Source organism: Paraburkholderia sp. (assembly GCF_035501035.1).
Lineage (GTDB): Bacteria > Pseudomonadota > Gammaproteobacteria > Burkholderiales > Burkholderiaceae > Paraburkholderia.
The window spans coordinates 1-16,534 of record NZ_DATJWR010000148.1; the positions used below are offsets into that span (position 1 = coordinate 1).

The following is a 16,534-nucleotide window of genomic DNA, read 5'->3' on the forward strand; positions in this document are numbered from 1 at the left end:
GTCGAGCGTGCCCTGTGGCTGCTGATCTGTCCGCGAGCATCCGCACAAGGAATACCTGCCTTCCGGCAAAGCAAGGGTATGAGATGTCGGTTCAGGTACGCGCGTGGTATCGCCCTTGCACGATACGAGAAGAGGAGGTCAGGATACGAATAAACAGCAGCAATGCAGCAAATGTCGGCGGAACGTCCGTAGACGCTCCGCCGACTGCTACAGCTCACTTCAGATCAGTTGCCTGATCAGCTCTTGGCCTTCGGCATCTGCGACACGAGCGACAGCCCGATGTCCATGCCCTCGACCTGGAAGTGCGGAATCACGTACAGCTTGATGCGGAAGAAGCCTGGATTGTCCTCGATGTCCTCGACCGTCACATTCGCCTCGCGCAGCGGGTGCGAGGCCTGAAGCTCGTCGCCCGGATCCTTCATCTCGGTCACGAGACCCTTGATCCAGTTGTTCAGTTCAAGCTCAAGCACGCGGCGGTCCTTGGTGGTGCCGATGTTTTCACGCTGGATCAGCTTCAGGTAGTGCGCGATGCGCGAGAGCAGGAAGATGTACGGCAGGCGCGCGTTGATGCGGCTGTTGGCCGTCGCTTCCTTCGTCTCGTACAGCGCGGGCTTCTGCGTCGAGTTTGCCGAGAAGAAACACGCGAAGTCGTGGTTCTTGTAGAATGACAGCGGGATGAAGCCCAGGTTCGCGAAGTCGAACTCGCGCGTCTCGGGAATCAGCACCTCGGTCGGGATCTTCGCCTGAACACCCGTGCCCAGATCGTACAGATGCAGCGGCAGGTCATCGACCTTGCCACCCGCCTGGGGTCCCCGAATCTGGACACACCACCCGTTATTCACGAAGCTGCGGCTCATGTTGGCCGCGAACGCGAACGACGCATTGACCCACAGATACCGGTCGTGGTCCGGGCCCTTGACGGCCTCTTCATAGTTGAACGCCCGCACCGGCACCGTGTCCCTGCCATACGGCAGACGCCCCAGCACGCGCGGCATCGTCAGACCCACATAGCGCGCGTCGTCGGTGTCGCGGAAGCTCTTCCACTTGATGTATTCGGCGCGGTCGAAGTAGTTGCCGATATCCTGGATCGCGGCCACTTCCTCCATCGACTTCTTGCCGAAGAACGCGGCGCCCACCGAGCCGATAAACGGCATGTGCGCGGCAGCCGCCACCTTCGAGATGTTGCGCAGCAGCGCGATGTCCATCGGTGAGTTCTCGAACTCGAAATCGCTGATCATGGCGCTGATCGGCTGGCCACCCGGCGTGTCGTATTCCTCGATGTACGTGAGGCGATACAGGCCGCTCTGGATCAGCTCCGGCGTGTCCTCGAAGTCGCGCTGCAGCGCTTCCTTCGACACGTCGAGCACTTCGACGCGTGCGTTGCGGCGGAAGTCCGTGCGCGAGACGAGCATCTTGAGGCCGCGCCAGCGTCCTTCGAGCGCCTGGAATTCCGGCGAGTGCATCACCGCGTCGAGCTGACGGCTGATCTGGCGGTCGAGCTGGCCGATATGGAAATCGAGCAGCGACTTGTCGAGACGGTCGACCGGCTGGCTCGACTTTGCGACGAGTTCGAGAAAGGCGCCCATGCCACGCGCTATGCGCTCATCGGCGGAGGCTTCAGAAAGCGTGTCGCTGTCACGGAACGCCTCGAGCGGGCGCGCTTCGGCGACGGGCTTCAGGTTGATCTTGTTGCACAGCGATTCGTACACGCTGTCATGCTCCAGCACAACGGTCTGCGTGGTGCCTTGCTGCGATTCGTTCTGATTCATTGGGTGTCCTGTCTGGTTCTGTAGCACTGCCTGGTTGCGAAATGCAGTGAATGCCTGCTTGGGTCGCGACCGTTCAGGCATGGCCTTCCGGCTGCGTGGCCGCCGTCGCCAGTTGTGCCAGTTCGCCGCGCAGCCTGTCAGTCAGACGTTTATCCTTCAGAATCTTCTCGAACTCACGACGGAACGTGCTGTTATCGAGCAGGTTCGATTTCAGGTCGCGCAGCAGGTTGCGCATCGCCAGCAGTGCCTGAAGCTCGGGAATCTGGCGGGCCACCTGCTCCGGTTCGAAGTCCTTCATCGAACGGAACGACAGGTTGACCGGCAGTTCCGTGCCGTCGGCGGCCAGCGTGTTTTCTGCCGCGAACTTCAGGTCCGGCGCGTAGTCGGCGAGCACCGAATCGAAGTTGTTCCTGTCGATATTGACCTTCCTGCGCTCGGCCAGTGGTGCCTGCTCGCGGCCCGCGCTGAAATCGCCGGCGACGAGCAGCTTGAGCGGCAGTTCAACTTTCTTCTGTGCGCCGCCGGTGTGCAGGTCCAATGTAATTGAGACACGCGATTTAGGAATTTCTCGCTGGAAACTGTCCATCAGGACTCCTTATTAAAAATATCCGAGATTCCCGCTGAATTTTCCCGCAGCGACAGGGTGTCTGTCATCGCACCCGCGCGATCATCCTTCACAACCTTGACGACAAAGTCATGCTGGCTACGCCCCATTGTGTGGTCTCCATTCATGCGGCTTGGTTTACCCGCAGCCTATTGGAACGGATTGTTTTCCGGATGTCAAAAGGAATTGGCGACGTAATGAAAAATCTGACACACATTAACAGGACAGGGATTCAGACTACACGGAATCTGAAATTTTCTGATATCCAACACGCCATCAATCGCCACAGTACTTCGCAACGAAAGCTGCATGTCCACAGGAGTTTTCTTGATTGTCATCAAAAATATATTAGATATACTTATAAATTTCACGAATCATGCGAATTGAATAAATCTCATATTTGTTAATTTTTAATTGGCATATTTTCCGCATGAAATCATCCATGCATGGGGTATACATTCCGCCGATGTCGCGCTTAAAATCAGACGACTGATAACAGTAAAAAAATGCGCTGGCGACCACACACATGCGAATAGACAAACCCCTCTGGCACGACGGCCTCATCCTCACGCAGCAGCATTTCCAGCAACAGGACCGGTGGACGGAATTCGCCCTGCAGCAGTTCGTCTCCGCGGCTTTTGCGGACCCGTGGGGAATCCTCTCCGCCGAAACCGACGAGGAAGCGCTGGCAACCGGGCGGCTGAAGCTCACCCGCCTCAAGGGTCGTTTCCCGGACGGCACGCCATTCGACACGACGGTGGCTGATGCGCTGCCCGGCGCGCGGGATCTGAACCAGAGCATTCCCGCCGACCGCCAGAGCGTTGTCGTGTTCGCCGCGCTTGCGCTGCTGGATGCCAACGGCAACAACTGCCGCTTCGATGAGGTCACACTCGCGCGGCCGAGGCGCTCATACCGGGAATTCACGAAAGTCACGGACCTGAACGGCGCGCACGAAGCCGAGATTGCGGCCGAGCGTCACGCGATCCGCCTGCTCTTCGATTTCGAGCCGCACGCCGATGACACCGTCTGCGCCATCGCACGGCTCACGCGCGCGACGAACGGCCAGTTCCAGGTCGATCACCGCTTCGTGCCGCCATGCCTGACGCTGGGCGCACACCCGCTGCATGGTGAACGGATCAACCGCATCGCCGACATCCTGCACGCAAAGAGCCTGGCGCTCGGCTCGCGTCGCAGCGAACGACTCGAACAGGTCGCGGAATATGGCGTTGCCGATGTGCAGCTGTTCTGGCTGCTGCACTGCATTCATGCGGCGTGGCCGCAACTGCGGCTCTATGCGTCCCATCCTGCGCGGCCGCCCGAGCAGCTGTACGTCACGCTCGCCCAGCTCGCCAGTGCGCTGATGACGTTTTCAACGCTCGCGCAGCTCACGGATATCCCGCCATACGACCATGCCCGCGCCGATGAGGTCTTCGGCAAACTCGAAGCAACGATCCGCGAGCTGCTGGACGCCATCATTCCGTCGCGTGTGGTCTCGATCGGACTGACACGCAGGAGCCCGACAACCTGGACAGGGCAGTTTCTGGACGAACGCATCATCAGGGGAACGGTGGACTGGTATGTGTCGGTCAACTCGGCTTCGCCAGCGTTCGAACTCGTCGAGCTGTTCCCGCGGCTGTGCAAGATCGGCTCGCCGGACGATGTCGAACTCATCGTCAATTCTGCACTCCCGGGTATTCCGCTGAAGGCTGTGCAGCGCGTACCCGGTGCCATTCCGGTGCGTCTCGACAACCAGTATTTCGCGCTGGACGCCACCACTGAAGCGCACGCCAGAATGCTCGCGGCTCGCGCGTGCCAGATCTATCTCCCGGCGTCGATACCCGACGCCTCGCTTGAACTCTACGCGGTGCTGCGCACATGACGACTCTCGCCCCCCCGCGCAGCCAGCCTGCCGCTACGCATGTCCTGCACGAAGACGATCGCCCCGTTGGCAGTGGTATCCGGGATCTGCTGCGCGACACGGCCCTGCTCGTCACCTCGCTCAGCGAGGGCGGGACGGTGCCGGATGCGAATGCGTTTCGCGAACGCTGCCGCCAGATCATCACCACCTTCTCGGACGCGCTCACGCGGCGCGGCTATCCTGCCGACGTGCGTCGGGAAGCCATGGTTGCCCAGTGCGGCCTGCTGGATGAAACGGCGCTGGGCCATCTGCCGGCTGACAGCCGCTCCAGCTGGGAACTGAATCCGCTGCAGGTCGAACGGTTCCAGATACACGACGCCGGCGAGCAGGTGATTGCCTGTATCGAGGCGCGCCTGCGTGAAACGCCGGCCAATGTCGACCTGCTCGAATGCCATGCCGCCATCCTTGGCATCGGGTTCAAGGGTCGTTATGCACGCGATGGCGAGCCCCAGCGCGCCGCCCTGCTTTCAGCGCTCAATGCACGTCTGGACAAACTTCGTCCAGCGGCAGGGCAGCCGTTCGTCACGGACCAGGCCGGACGCAGGCTGTCCGACTGGTTCTACCGGCTTTCGCCGTGGGCCGTGGCGGGGCTGGTGTGCATCGTTGCCGCGATCGTCTGGAGCGCGGGCCGTGTGGCACTCGATACCCGGATTGCCCATATTGCACCCCTTGCACCCGCGAAGGCCGGCCAGCCGTGAAATCCGATCTGCCTGTGCTGGATTCCGGGCCAGCCCGCGTGCGGTCGACCCGCCATGAAGGACTGGGCTACCCGTTCCGGCTGATGGTCGTAATGGCCTGCGTACTCGCGCTCGTGGTGATCTGGCTCGTGGCGCAGCCGGGCACCGGCATGGCCTGGGTGCTCACGGGTACATCCGTCACCGTTGCTGCGCTGCTCGTGGTCTGGCGTACGAGCCGGCTTTCCGTGTCACGCAGCCAGGGTGCCGACGTGCTTGCCGAACTCGGAGAAGCAACGGCCGATATCCCGGTCGGGCTGCGCACACGCATGCCGCTCGTGCTGGTGATGGGTGACGAACTGCCCGCGCTGTTCAACCGGGACGGGGAGGGGCGCTTCGTCTATGTTGGCGATGGCGCGATCTGGCTGCGTATGGACCGGGTGCAGGATGTCCCGCGCCTCGCTGTCGCCGTGAAGCAATGGCGCGATGGCCGGGCACCGGACGCCGTCATGCTGTCGGTCGTACCGGCCCGGTATGCCGATGCCGACGTGCTCATCCAGTCGTTGCGCCTCGCGCGGCAGGCCGTGGCCGATGCCGCCGGGCGACTGGGCTCCCGGCCCCTTCCCGGGTACGTTGCTGTCTATCAGCGGCTCACCGCTGCTCCGGCGGATCTGTCGGTCCCGCAGTGGTACGGCGTTTCGTCAGCCACGCGTCTGGTCGACTCACAGCGTATCGAGGCGGTCATCCGCGCGGCGGAAGATGAGGTTGGCCGCACTGCCGAAGATAGCCGTATATCGGCTGCGCGGGCCGCCGCGCTCTCGTCGGTCGCAGGCTGGACGCAGCGTGTTGTCTTCCACGCACTCACCGACCGGCAGCAACCCGCCCGTCCCTGGGCGCTGTTCGGTGCCGGCTGGATCGACTGCGGGCCGCAAGGCGGTCCGGGCAATCCGTGGGAACGCGATGCGCGGATGTGGACCCGCGTCGACCGGGCGGCGGCCAGTGCCTCACCGAAGCCGTGGCCGCTTCCCCAGCCACTGGTGCAGGCTGTGCCCCAGCGATTCTGGATGTCGCCGCGCCTTCTTGCATTCGCTCATGGCGTGGCGTTGCTCGCGTGCGCTGGCGCCGTCGCATTCTTTTTTTCGGCCCGCCACAACCAGAGACTGCTCGATCGCATCGAAGCCGATCTTGGCCGCTATTCGATGATCCGGCCTGACCACGATGCAGCACGACACGATGCGTTGAAGGTGCTCGTTGCCGATCGCGATGAGCTTGAGCGGTACGCGCGCAACGGTGTTCCTCTTCCGCTGTCGTTCGGCATGTACCGCGGCAGCAGATTGATCCCGCCACTGAACAATGCGATCGCCTCGTACCAGCCGCCACCCCCACCGCCCGCGGTGGTGACGCTCGACAGCATGTCGCTGTTCGACAGCGGCCGCGCCCGGCTCAAGGACGGCTCGACACGGGTCATGGTGAGCGCGCTCGAAATGATCAGGGCCCATCCCGACAAGCGGATTCTCGTCGCGGGCTACACCGACAACGTGGGCGCCCCCGACAGCAACCTGGCGCTGTCCATCGCGCGCGCCGAGGCCGTGCGCGACTGGCTCGTTGACGCGTCCGGCATTCCTGCCACGCAGTTCGCCATTCAGGGCTACGGCGACACGCGCCCCATCGCGGGTAACGATACCGACGCCGGACGCGCAAGAAACCGGCGCGTGGAGATCACGCTTGTGCCGGATGTCGCGCCGCAGACGCCCCTCAAGGATGGCCAGCCCGGATAACACGTTTCAGGTCCCCGAAGCCCCGGCTTCGGGATTGTGTCGCCCGGGGACTGACTCCGGGCGAGTGTCGCTGCAAGAAGAAGGGAGTGGTAAATGGCAATTCCGTCATACATGTGGCTCAAGGACGATGGTGGTGCGGACATCAAGGGCTCGGTCACCGTCCAGGGCCGCGAAGGCAGCATCGAGATCACCTCGTTCGATCACAGCCTGCATATTCCGACCGACGGCAATACGGGCAAGCTTACCGGTACACGTGTACACGCACCGATCACGCTGATCAAGGAAACCGACGCCTCGACGCCCTATCTGTACAAGGCCGTGACGAGCGGCCAGACATTGAAGTCGGCCGAGATCAAGTGGTACAAGATCGACGACGCGGGCAAGGAAAAGGAATACTTCAACACGAAGCTCGAGAACGTGAAGATCGTCGCGGTGCGTCCGAAGATGCTCGACATCAAGATCCCCGAGTTCGAGAAGCACAACCACCTCGAGGAAATCGAGCTGCGCTACGAGACGATCACCTGGTCGTACAAGGATGGCAACATCATCCACAAGGACACCTGGAACGAGCGTTCCTGATTACCGCGTGTGGTGGAGGCCGGCCCACCCTCCCCGGTGGGTTCCTCTTCCGGATTGACTGGCCTTCCTTTGCCAGTCCGCCTGTGCGGACAGGCCTTTTTCTTGCCGGGGGCGGGCCGCTTCCAGCCGCCCGCCCCCTCTCTCCAGACGTGCGAACAGCCCGACCATGACCGTGCCCAACGACCGAAACCTCCGCTCCCGTGACACGGGCCAGCTCCTCCAGCGGCTCAACCCCCACTGTGCCAGTACGCTTGAAGCCGCGGCGAGCCTGTGCCAGGGACGCCTCTCGGACGAGATCACGGTCGAGCACTGGCTGCTCAAGCTCATCGAGGCCGGTGATGGAGACATTCCGGCCATCATGAGCCACTACGACCTGAACGTCGACGCGGTCTGGGATGCGCTGCTCAGGGCCATCGAACACACGCCCCGCAACCTGCGTGGCCGCCCCAGCCTCTCGCCGCAACTGGCCGCGGTTCTCCAGGACGCCTGGATGTATGCGTCGACGGGCGACACGACCGGCGATCCGGTGATCCGTTCGGGCCATGTCCTGCAGGCCATCATCGAGGCGCCGCATGTGCTTCGTGCGAACAACGCGTGGCCACTGCTGTCCATCAGCAGCGCACAGATCCCGCGCCTGCTCGCGCGCCTCGGGCTGCGAACCTGCGAGCACCCGCAGGAAGAGCCGGAAACACTGCCGGAATCCGCCGACGCTGCAACGGGCGCGGCAACAGGCACAACTGCCGTTGATCGCGCGCCTGACGGGAAAACGACGGGGCAGGCGACGCAGGCAGTCAAACGGAGCGTGGAAGGCGACGCCCTCGCCCGTTTCGCGATCGACATCACGGCGAAAGCGCGTGAAGGCAAGATCGATCCCGTGTTCGGCCGCGATCGCGAAATCCAGCAGATGGTCGACGTACTCGCACGCCGACGCAAGAACAATCCGATTCTCGTCGGCGAGCCGGGCGTGGGCAAGACCGCGCTCGTGGAGGGTCTCGCGCTGCGCGTGGCCACGGGCACGGTGCCGAACGTGATCCGCGACGTGCGTATCCTCACGCTCGATCTGGGGCTGCTGCAGGCGGGCGCTGGCGTGAAGGGCGAATTCGAGCAGCGCCTGAAGAATGTGATCGATGAGGTGCAGGCATCGAGCGTGGCAATCCTGCTGTTCATTGACGAAGCCCACGCGCTGATCGGCGCGGGCAATGCGGCAGGTGGCGCCGACGCGGCCAACCTGCTCAAGCCCGCGCTCGCGCGCGGCGAGCTGCGCACGATCGCCGCGACCACCTGGGCGGAATACAAGGAATACTTCGAGCGCGATGCCGCGCTTGAGCGCCGCTTCCAGATGATCAGGGTCGACGAGCCCGACGATGCGGCCGCCTGCCTGATGCTGCGGGGTCTCAAGGACCGCTATGCGAAGTACCACAACGTGCACATCCGCGATGAGGCACTGGTGGCCGCGGTCAGGCTCTCGCGCCGCTATATCCCGGCACGGCAACTGCCGGACAAGGCTGTCGACCTGATCGACACGGCGGCCGCGCGCGTGCGCATGGGTCTCGAATCGCCACCGGCGGAACTGCAGCGCGCCCGCGCCGCGGTCGCGGCGATTGAGCTGGAACTCACCACGGTCGAGGACGATGCGCGTGCCGGTATCGCGGATGCGGAAGGCCGTCGCGCGGCGCTCGATACCACGCTCACCGAAGCGCAGACCCAGCTGGAGACGCTGCAGCAACGATACGGACAGGAACTCGCCCTTGTGGAGGCCCTGCTCCAGCAACGCGACACCAGGGCACCCGGCGACGACACCTCACTGGCGAAGACACGTGAAGCGCTCGCGCACGCGCAGGGAAAGACGCCGCTGATCTTCGCGGATGTGGACGCCCAGGCCATCGCGCGCGTGGTGGCTGAATGGACCGGCGTGCCGGTGGGCAACCTGCTCGAGGACGAACTGCAGGGACTGCTCTCGCTCGAGACCGAACTGGCGAAACGCGTGGTTGCGCAGGACGAGGCGCTGGCCGCGCTTGCGGAAAGTCTGCGCACCGCGAAGGCAGGGCTGAAGAGCGAGCACGCGCCGCTCGGCGTGTTCCTGCTCGCGGGGCCTTCAGGAGTCGGCAAGACGGAAACCGCACTTGCACTGGCCGACCTGCTCTTCGGCGGCGAAGCCGCGCTCACGACGATCAACATGTCGGAGTACCAGGAATCGCACACGGTTTCCCAGCTCAAGGGGTCGCCCCCGGGCTATGTGGGTTATGGCCGGGGCGGCATCCTGACCGAAGCCGTGCGACAGCGCCCGTACAGCGTCGTACTGCTCGACGAGGTGGAAAAGGCGCACCGCGACGTGCTGGATATCTTCTATCAGGTGTTTGATCGCGGCACGATGCGCGACGGCGAAGGCCGTGAGATCAATTTCCGCAACTGCGTGATCCTGATGACGTCCAACCTCGGCAGTGCGACGATCGACGAGGTCACAACCGACAGCCCGGATATCGCGCAGGCGGCGCTGCTCGAAGCGATCCATCCGCAGCTCGTCGCGCACTTCCAGCCGGCCCTGCTCGCCCGTTTCCAGACACTGGTGTACCGGCCGCTCGATGTGGCCGCGCTTGCTGCGATCGTTCGCATGAAACTGGCGAAAGTTGCCGAACGCCTGCGCCGGCAGCATGATGTCGAACTGGTCTGCGATGACTCGTTGATCGCCGCAATGGCAGAACTGTGCCTCGCTCGGGAATCTGGCGCACGTAACGTCGACGCGTTCCTCAACCAGCGCATTCTCCCGGCAGTCTCGCAAGAACTGCTGACGCGTATGGCCAACGGTACAGCACCGGCAAAGATCACGCTGTCCAGTTCGGCCGAAGGCAACCTGACGATCGATTTTGTCGATCATGGTCAACCCGAAACCGTTGCGTCGGCAGCACCGGTCGTCTGAGGAGAGCAACGCCATGCCTGCCGGACCATCCCTGTATGACATGCTGCTTGGCCATATCGATGGCGAGCCGCTCGAAAATCACAATGACAGGACACTCGAAATCCTGAGCGTCCAGGCAAACATCAGGCGGATCCTGAATACACGGGCCGGCGCCCTCAAACACGTGCCCGACTACGGATTGCCGGATCTGACCAATGTCTACCGGAACCTGCCCGCCTCGGTAAATGACCTGCGCAACCAGATGGAGAGTGTGCTGCTCAAGTTTGAACCCCGTCTGCGTTCCGTCGAAATCGAGATCAACGAGAATCCGGATCCGGGGTTGCTCGTGAGCTTCACAATGGTCTGCACCCTGAAAAAAGCAGGGCTGGTGAGATTCGGAACCTATTTCGAGCCGCCCGCACGCATGCGTGTCGAGCGGCTCACGAATCCTGAGCGCAACCGGTAACCAATCGCAATTCGCGAAGGCTGATGCCCGTCGCGCTGGCGACTAACACCGCGAACGTTTGCGCAGCATATTGCGAAAAATGGTTGAGCCAGCAACAGTGAAAACAGGAAGAAGCCATGGCACCACACGGCAAATCATAGTGGGGCCTGCCGTGCCTGGTGAAACTCCAGGCGGAATGAGTGGCGATGGAGCCGGACATGCGGTACGCGTGCACTGGCGTAGGGACCATTTCCGCCCGCAACATCATGGACCCGGCCGCTCCCGGTCACGCGTGATCTTCATCATGCCGGTGATCGTCCGGGCCGACCGTCTGAAATCCGACAACGCCCACTGAGCACCGTTGCCGGCCCGCAAACGTTCAGCCAGATCAGGCACCCCGTGCCAGGGGCGAGAGATGAACTGCGCTTCGCCCACTGGCGAAGCCAACAGCAGGACGAAGAAAATGAAGCAGCGTTACATCACGACCGGAATCATTCTGGGCCTGCTTGCGATGCTGGCCAGCGGTGCCCATGCTGCATACAGGGAAGAAGTCCTGAGCCCCCAGGCACTGGAGAGGGAAAGAGCCGCAAGGTCCAGCCATCACACCCCGGCCTATATGTGCAAAAACACCGCCACCCGCTGCAGCCACATTCGATCGAAGACCGCTTCAACAAAGCTGCGTGCCAGAATGCATGACCGTAATACAGTCCAGGAAGAAGATCCAATCGCGGCCCTCGTTAAAAAGCACGAGGTTTCCCGTTCCGCACGTCGCAAGGCAGCCTCGCCCGGTGCATCGATCAAGCCTTCTGCCGTTGCCCGGACTGAAATCCACAACCGACACTGCCGTTGCGTCAACTACGGCCGCCAACACCCGGACCCGGTCTGCCCAGGCAGCGCGTGCTCTTCATCACGCCGGTCATCGTCCGGGCTGACCGTCTGACTGCTGAAGGGACACACTGGCACGAAGCGGCGAAACGGCGTCTCTGATAAAATCAGTATTCCTTAATTTCTTCACCCTCATCCGGCTTTTCCTCTTCTTTGTCTTTCTTCCAGGCTCTTCCGCCTCCTGCGGCGTGGTCTCGTCGCATTCCGCGCCGTTGCCGAAGGCCGATGGCGTAGGCGCCGTCCCATTCTCGTTCCCGGTTTCCCCTGCACCCATACCACCGAAGCCTTTTCCGTAGGTTCTGTCGCGCTAATGCCCTGGGTTGGCGTAGACCGTATTAAAAGCGTCACCGTTGCGACATTAATTGTGTCACCACGCCACCAGACAACCGGCCTGGCTCCGTTGGGCACCGTCATCGCGGCAGTATCGGCCCGCACCCGTTCGAAGCGGTCGGGGGTGGCCCGTTTGCTTGCCGACAGTCAGACGCCGAACTGCCGGTGGCGTCCATGAGGAGTCGTTCGTCGATATGTTGCAAACGACGTTTGAATCCGCAACTACATTGCGGCCCGAGCGCGGCCATTGAGCGTCGACGAGCCCCTTCGCTGCTGGACCGGCGGCTGCTTCCTCCTGTTTCGCAGCCGAAGGCACTTGGTTGCAGTGTTGGCTCCCCCCTAACGGCTGAAACCCACGACCGCCTCCGAAGCGCCGTTATGCCTGGCGTCGCGATATGCTTGGAGGGTGCTCGGCGCATGTCGCGCCCGATCTAGGCAGCGCGCACCCCAACCATCGCAGACCACGCCTCACGATGACACTCGCAGCCAAACCTCCCGCTGACGCCGCAAAAGCACTGCCGACCACAGACCGCGCGACAGGACTTGCGTCGGCCGAGGCGCAACGTCGCCTGCAATCATTCGGCGTCAATGCTATCGAAGAGGTTCGCACACCGCGATGGCGCCAGCTTCTCGGCAAGCTCTGGGGACCCGTGCCATGGATGCTGGAAGCGGTGATAGTGCTCCAGGTGATGCTTCATCGCGGCCAGGAGGCGCTGGTCATCCTGTTTTTGCTCGCCTTTAATGCCCTTGTTGCCTTCATACAGGAGCGGCGCGCGCAGGACGCCTTGACTTTGCTGCGACGGCAATTGCAGGTCAACGCGCGCGTGCTGCGCGATGCGCACTGGAGCCGTCTTCCTGCCGCGCAACTGGTTCCGGGAGATGTGGTGCACGTGCGAGCAGGCGACATCGTCCCGGCGGATCTCGTTTTGTTCGATGGAGCAGTGACGCTGGATCAGTCGGCATTGACCGGCGAGTCTCTCGCCGTCGATGCGGGCCCTGGACAGCCCGCGTACACCGGGTCGATCGTCCATCAGGGCGAAGCCAGCGGCGAAGTAATTGCCACCGGCTCGCGAACCTATTTCGGCCTGACTGCGGAACTCGTGCGTACGTCCAGCGCGCCCAGCCATATGCAACGCACGATTTTCTCGATCGTCAAACGCCTCGTCGCATTTGACCTCGTGCTCGTGGTACTGGTCATCCTTTACGCCGCGACACATGACCTGCCACTGGGCGATACCGTGGTGTTTGCGTTGTTGCTGCTCGTCGCGTCTGTTCCGGTCGCCTTGCCGGCGACCTACACTTTGGCCACGGCTATCGCGAGCACACGCCTTTCAAAACAGGGGGTTCTTGTCACAAGGCTGCCTGCGGTAGAGGAAGCCGCAGCAATGGACACCCTTCTGTCCGACAAGACCGGTACATTGACGCAGAACACGCTGTCTGTCGCCGGGATCAAGGCATTGGCGGACATCGACGAGGGCACCGTCTTGCGCGCTGCAGCGATGGCCAGCGACGACGCATCGCAGGATCCGCTCGACCTTGCGATCCTTTCCGCTTATCGCAGAGGTGCGCAGGCTGCCCTTCTGCCCGCGCGCGCGCATTTTCGGCCCTTCGATCCGGCAACCCGGTTCAGCGAAGGCATCTATGTCGTCGATGGAGAGGAGTGGCATGCTCTGAAAGGCGCGACCAGCGCAGTATTCGAACATTGCGGTGCCGACGCTGCGCAGCGCCAGGCCGCGCAAGACACCGGGAGGGAGTTGGCCGCTGGAGGCGCGCGCGTGCTCGCGGTTGCTGCGGGTCCAGTGGGCGCGATCCGACCAGTCGGCCTGGTCGGCCTTTCCGATCCGCCTCGGGACGATGCTGCCGAACTCATCGCAAAACTCGGCCAGCTTGGCGTGAGAGTCTGCATGGCCACCGGAGACGCGCTGGAGACAGCGCGGGCAATCGGAAAACGACTTGGGCTGGGCACGCGTATCTGCGTTCCGCGCGAAGACGACCTACGACGACCCGAAAAATGCGACATCTTCGCTCGCGTCCTGCCTGAAGAGAAGCATGCCATCGTCAGCGCGCTGCAACGGGCAGGACACGTCACGGGGATGACGGGCGACGGCGTCAATGACGCGCCCGCGCTGCGACAGGCGGAACTCGGGATCGCCGTAGCCAGTGCTACGGATGTGGCCAAGGCCGCAGCGGGCATTGTTCTGACCGATCCAGGCCTGAGCGGTGTCCTGACCGTGGTCGGTACGGGGCGAGAAGTGCACCGGCGCATGCTCACGTATATTCTCAACAAAATAGTCAAGACCCTTGAGATCGTCGTTTTCCTCACCATCGGTCTCTGGCTCACCAAAGGCTTTGTGATCTCGCCGCGGCTGATCGTGCTGCTGCTGTTCGCCAATGACTTCGTTACGATGAGCATCGCAGCCGACCGCGTTCGACCGGCAGCCCAGCCACAACGTTGGCGAGTCAGGCAGCTTGTCGGCGCCGCGGCCGTGCTCGCAGCAGTTTCGCTTGCGTTCACGCTATCGCTGTATGGCGGAGCGCGCGCACAGTTTGGGCTAAGTGCCGAGCAGATGCAGACAATGGTGTTCCTGCTGCTGGTATTCACGACGCAGGCCAATATCTACGTGCTCCGCAACGACGGGCGAATGTGGGCGTTCGCTCCGGGGAATCTCATGGCGTGGGCCAGCGCCATCGACGTCGTTCTGGTGAGTTTGATGGCCGTAACCGGAACGCTGATGGCAGCTATCCCACTGGAGCTCGTCGGAGCCTTGATCTGCGCCGTCGCCTTGTTCGCTCTCGTTCTCGACCAAACCAAGAGTGTCGTGTTTCGCCGTTTCAAGCTCAGCGGCGTGTAAATGATGGTCGCAGGTCTTCGACATGGCGTACGGATACCCCGATTTGAAGACACACTCGCCTTACTCCTGGCCCGTGACAGCCAATACATCTGCCAATTCGTGACCTAAAATACAGGCACGATTCGGTGATCGCACAAGAGCGCGATCGTATGGGGGCAAGCTCGTCCCCAGCTCGAAGGTAAGAGGTCGCGGTATGAGACGCGCCGTTTTCCCCTTGTTGCTGTTGCTGTTGCTGTTGCTGTCGCTGTTCAGGAGCATTACTCCGAGCCATGCCGACGAGACCTCCCCGGCCAGCGGCTGGGATAACCTGTCTTCGTCAAGTGGGAATCCGATGCTGTCCAGTAAACGAGGTCTGCCACCAGTTGCACTACACCCGCTGTCCCATGCTGCGTGGCGCTCAGGTGATGCACAGCAAGGCGCGTCATTCTTCCTCGTCATTCCGCGCGATGAGCCAGCGTTCGAAACCGACGGAGATTCGAAACTGCACGGCGACCGCTTCCGTTGGCGCTCGCCATAGGCCACGTTTAGTCACGGATATGCTGTCCGGGCAGATCCGGCGATACTGGACCTCGGCGATCCGCACGCGGCCTGTGCTTGCCGAACGCCTCGGCCGCCCGCGGGCCGCCGCCTTCTCGTGCCGGGCGTGTACGGCAGGCCCGCCACGCGTCGGGTCCCGATTATTTCCCCGCTCCGCTTGAAACTTCGCACCGGGTCTCGCGGTCCAATTTCCCGATTTCTCCGCCGGTCTCACTGACGCGCCGCGCATCATTCGCGCAGCCCGGCCGGCATCACCGCCCCTTTGCCTGTTCGAGGCAGTCGAACGGCTCCAGGCACGGACCATCGGCTACCGGTCGCCACAATGAAATCGATCCTGAGCCATCACGAGATCGCCCTCCTGTTACTCCTCCTCAGCGGACCAGGCCAAGTGAGCCGCACCGATCCCGACGCGATTGCGCTTCAGCAGGCGCAACTGGTCGAGGTTGCATCGGAAGCCTCCTTCGAGCGCGGCCTCAGGCTGACAGCGGCGGGGAAAGAGGTGCTCCGGCGACTCGGCATCGACGCCGCCTGACGTACACAGGCCGCGGCGAACCCCGGTCCGGGCGGGGCGCACCGGCGAACCGATACCCGCCGTCTTTGCGCCCGGCGCGCTGAACTCACAGCGCGTGAACGCAGTAGCACGTGGCAGGCGGCCTCACACCTTTAGGTTGCTTTAACGATCCTCGCCTGGATTGAACGAGAAAAGCCACTCGCAACCCGGGAAGCGGCCACATGCGCGCTCCTTTAAGCCTGCTTTCATACTCGGCACATAGGCTGAAAGCATGCTAGGCGTACGTGCCTTCAACCGGCAGATGCAGATCCGCTCGTTCACTTCCGGCGGTGCTTGCCAATGCGGCGCCGAAGACGGAAACCGCAGGATCCTGCTCGCCCCGGTGGATGGCCACCAACCTGGATATTCGCCCAAGGAGAGCACCGTGCGTACACAGTCCGCGTTATTCGCTGCAGTTTGGATGTGCGCTTCGCATCTTGCCGTCGCGCAATCGACACTGGGCGCCCACTCCAGCAATGGGTGCAAGGATTTTCAGTCGACCGTCGATCACGACCGACCTGCGATCGCGGACTGGGTGTCGCAACCGGGGACGCATCCGGTTGCCTGGTCCGACAGTCGGGTAGTTGTCAATGCCGCAGAGCCAACTGGTCTAATTGTTGACGAGTGCCGGAAACCGGGTTGAGTTTGGCCCCTCCTCCCATGCGGCGATCGACTGGGACGAAGGCCGCTTGAAGCCCATTGGGTTTGAGTGTGAGA

The 16,534-nt window shown here is 62.6% G+C and carries 12 protein-coding genes; 10 read left to right on the forward strand and 2 right to left on the reverse strand.

The features are described from left to right. Window positions 1-236: 236 nt before the first annotated feature. A complete protein-coding gene (gene tssC, locus VMJ11_RS10240; protein WP_325619302.1) occupies window positions 237-1,769 on the reverse strand; it encodes a type VI secretion system contractile sheath large subunit in 1,533 nt (510 codons plus the stop codon). A gap of 73 nt (window positions 1,770-1,842) precedes the next feature. After that, a complete protein-coding gene (tssB, locus tag VMJ11_RS10245; protein WP_325619303.1) occupies window positions 1,843-2,355 on the reverse strand; it encodes a type VI secretion system contractile sheath small subunit in 513 nt (170 codons plus the stop codon). Between the two features lie 544 nt (window positions 2,356-2,899). On the opposite strand from tssB, the gene tssK reads away from it, so the two are divergent. The 10 genes from tssK to VMJ11_RS10295 all read left to right on the forward strand — a co-directional run bounded on the left by tssK (window position 2,900) and on the right by VMJ11_RS10295 (window position 15,799). Then, window positions 2,900-4,252 carry a type VI secretion system baseplate subunit TssK gene (tssK, locus tag VMJ11_RS10250; RefSeq protein WP_325619304.1) on the forward strand — a complete coding sequence of 451 codons (1,353 nt, stop codon included), beginning with the start codon at window positions 2,900-2,902 and terminating at the stop codon, window positions 4,250-4,252. Further along, entirely contained in the window at window positions 4,249-4,989 is a 741-nt protein-coding gene (locus VMJ11_RS10255; protein WP_325619305.1) for a DotU family type IV/VI secretion system protein, read from the forward strand. The genes tssK and VMJ11_RS10255 overlap by 4 nt, the downstream gene beginning before the upstream one ends. Further along, window positions 4,986-6,743: an OmpA family protein gene (locus VMJ11_RS10260; RefSeq protein WP_325619306.1), complete on the forward strand. Its 1,758-nt coding sequence runs from the start codon at window positions 4,986-4,988 to the stop codon at window positions 6,741-6,743. Before VMJ11_RS10255 ends, VMJ11_RS10260 begins: the two co-directional genes overlap by 4 nt. A 93-nt stretch (window positions 6,744-6,836) precedes the next feature. Next, window positions 6,837-7,322 carry an Hcp family type VI secretion system effector gene (locus VMJ11_RS10265; protein ID WP_325619307.1) on the forward strand — a complete coding sequence of 162 codons (486 nt, stop codon included), beginning with the start codon at window positions 6,837-6,839 and terminating at the stop codon, window positions 7,320-7,322. Window positions 7,323-7,488: 166 nt separating this feature from the next. Continuing rightward, window positions 7,489-10,239, forward strand: a complete 2,751-nt coding sequence (gene tssH, locus VMJ11_RS10270) for a type VI secretion system ATPase TssH (RefSeq protein WP_325619308.1) — start codon at window positions 7,489-7,491, stop codon at window positions 10,237-10,239. Window positions 10,240-10,252: 13 nt separating this feature from the next. Further along, entirely contained in the window at window positions 10,253-10,684 is a 432-nt protein-coding gene (tssE, locus tag VMJ11_RS10275; protein WP_325619309.1) for a type VI secretion system baseplate subunit TssE, read from the forward strand. Window positions 10,685-11,126: 442 nt separating this feature from the next. Next, window positions 11,127-11,603 (forward strand): hypothetical protein, encoded by a 477-nt coding sequence (locus VMJ11_RS10280; RefSeq protein ID WP_325619310.1) that lies wholly within the window; start codon window positions 11,127-11,129, stop codon window positions 11,601-11,603. 748 nt (window positions 11,604-12,351) lie between these two features. Next, entirely contained in the window at window positions 12,352-14,730 is a 2,379-nt protein-coding gene (locus VMJ11_RS10285; protein ID WP_325619311.1) for a plasma-membrane proton-efflux P-type ATPase, read from the forward strand. Between the two features lie 193 nt (window positions 14,731-14,923). Continuing rightward, window positions 14,924-15,247 (forward strand): hypothetical protein, encoded by a 324-nt coding sequence (locus VMJ11_RS10290; protein ID WP_325619312.1) that lies wholly within the window; start codon window positions 14,924-14,926, stop codon window positions 15,245-15,247. A 342-nt stretch (window positions 15,248-15,589) separates the two neighbouring features. Next, window positions 15,590-15,799 carry a hypothetical protein gene (locus VMJ11_RS10295; RefSeq protein WP_325619313.1) on the forward strand — a complete coding sequence of 70 codons (210 nt, stop codon included), beginning with the start codon at window positions 15,590-15,592 and terminating at the stop codon, window positions 15,797-15,799. Window positions 15,800-16,534: the final 735 nt, after the last annotated feature.

Excerpts from the sequence above, each read along its gene's own strand:
- tssC (WP_325619302.1), bottom strand. The coding sequence starts at position 1,769 with ATGAATCAGAACGAATCGCAGCAAGGCACCACGCAGACCGTTGTGCTG.
- tssB (WP_325619303.1), bottom strand. The coding sequence starts at position 2,355 with ATGGACAGTTTCCAGCGAGAAATTCCTAAATCGCGTGTCTCAATTACA.
- tssK (WP_325619304.1), top strand. The coding sequence starts at position 2,900 with ATGCGAATAGACAAACCCCTCTGGCACGACGGCCTCATCCTCACGCAG.
- VMJ11_RS10255 (WP_325619305.1), top strand. The coding sequence starts at position 4,249 with ATGACGACTCTCGCCCCCCCGCGCAGCCAGCCTGCCGCTACGCATGTC.
- VMJ11_RS10265 (WP_325619307.1), top strand. The coding sequence starts at position 6,837 with ATGGCAATTCCGTCATACATGTGGCTCAAGGACGATGGTGGTGCGGAC.
- tssH (WP_325619308.1), top strand. The coding sequence starts at position 7,489 with ATGACCGTGCCCAACGACCGAAACCTCCGCTCCCGTGACACGGGCCAG.
- tssE (WP_325619309.1), top strand. The coding sequence starts at position 10,253 with ATGCCTGCCGGACCATCCCTGTATGACATGCTGCTTGGCCATATCGAT.
- VMJ11_RS10280 (WP_325619310.1), top strand. The coding sequence starts at position 11,127 with ATGAAGCAGCGTTACATCACGACCGGAATCATTCTGGGCCTGCTTGCG.
- VMJ11_RS10285 (WP_325619311.1), top strand. The coding sequence starts at position 12,352 with ATGACACTCGCAGCCAAACCTCCCGCTGACGCCGCAAAAGCACTGCCG.
- VMJ11_RS10290 (WP_325619312.1), top strand. The coding sequence starts at position 14,924 with ATGAGACGCGCCGTTTTCCCCTTGTTGCTGTTGCTGTTGCTGTTGCTG.
- VMJ11_RS10295 (WP_325619313.1), top strand. The coding sequence starts at position 15,590 with ATGAAATCGATCCTGAGCCATCACGAGATCGCCCTCCTGTTACTCCTC.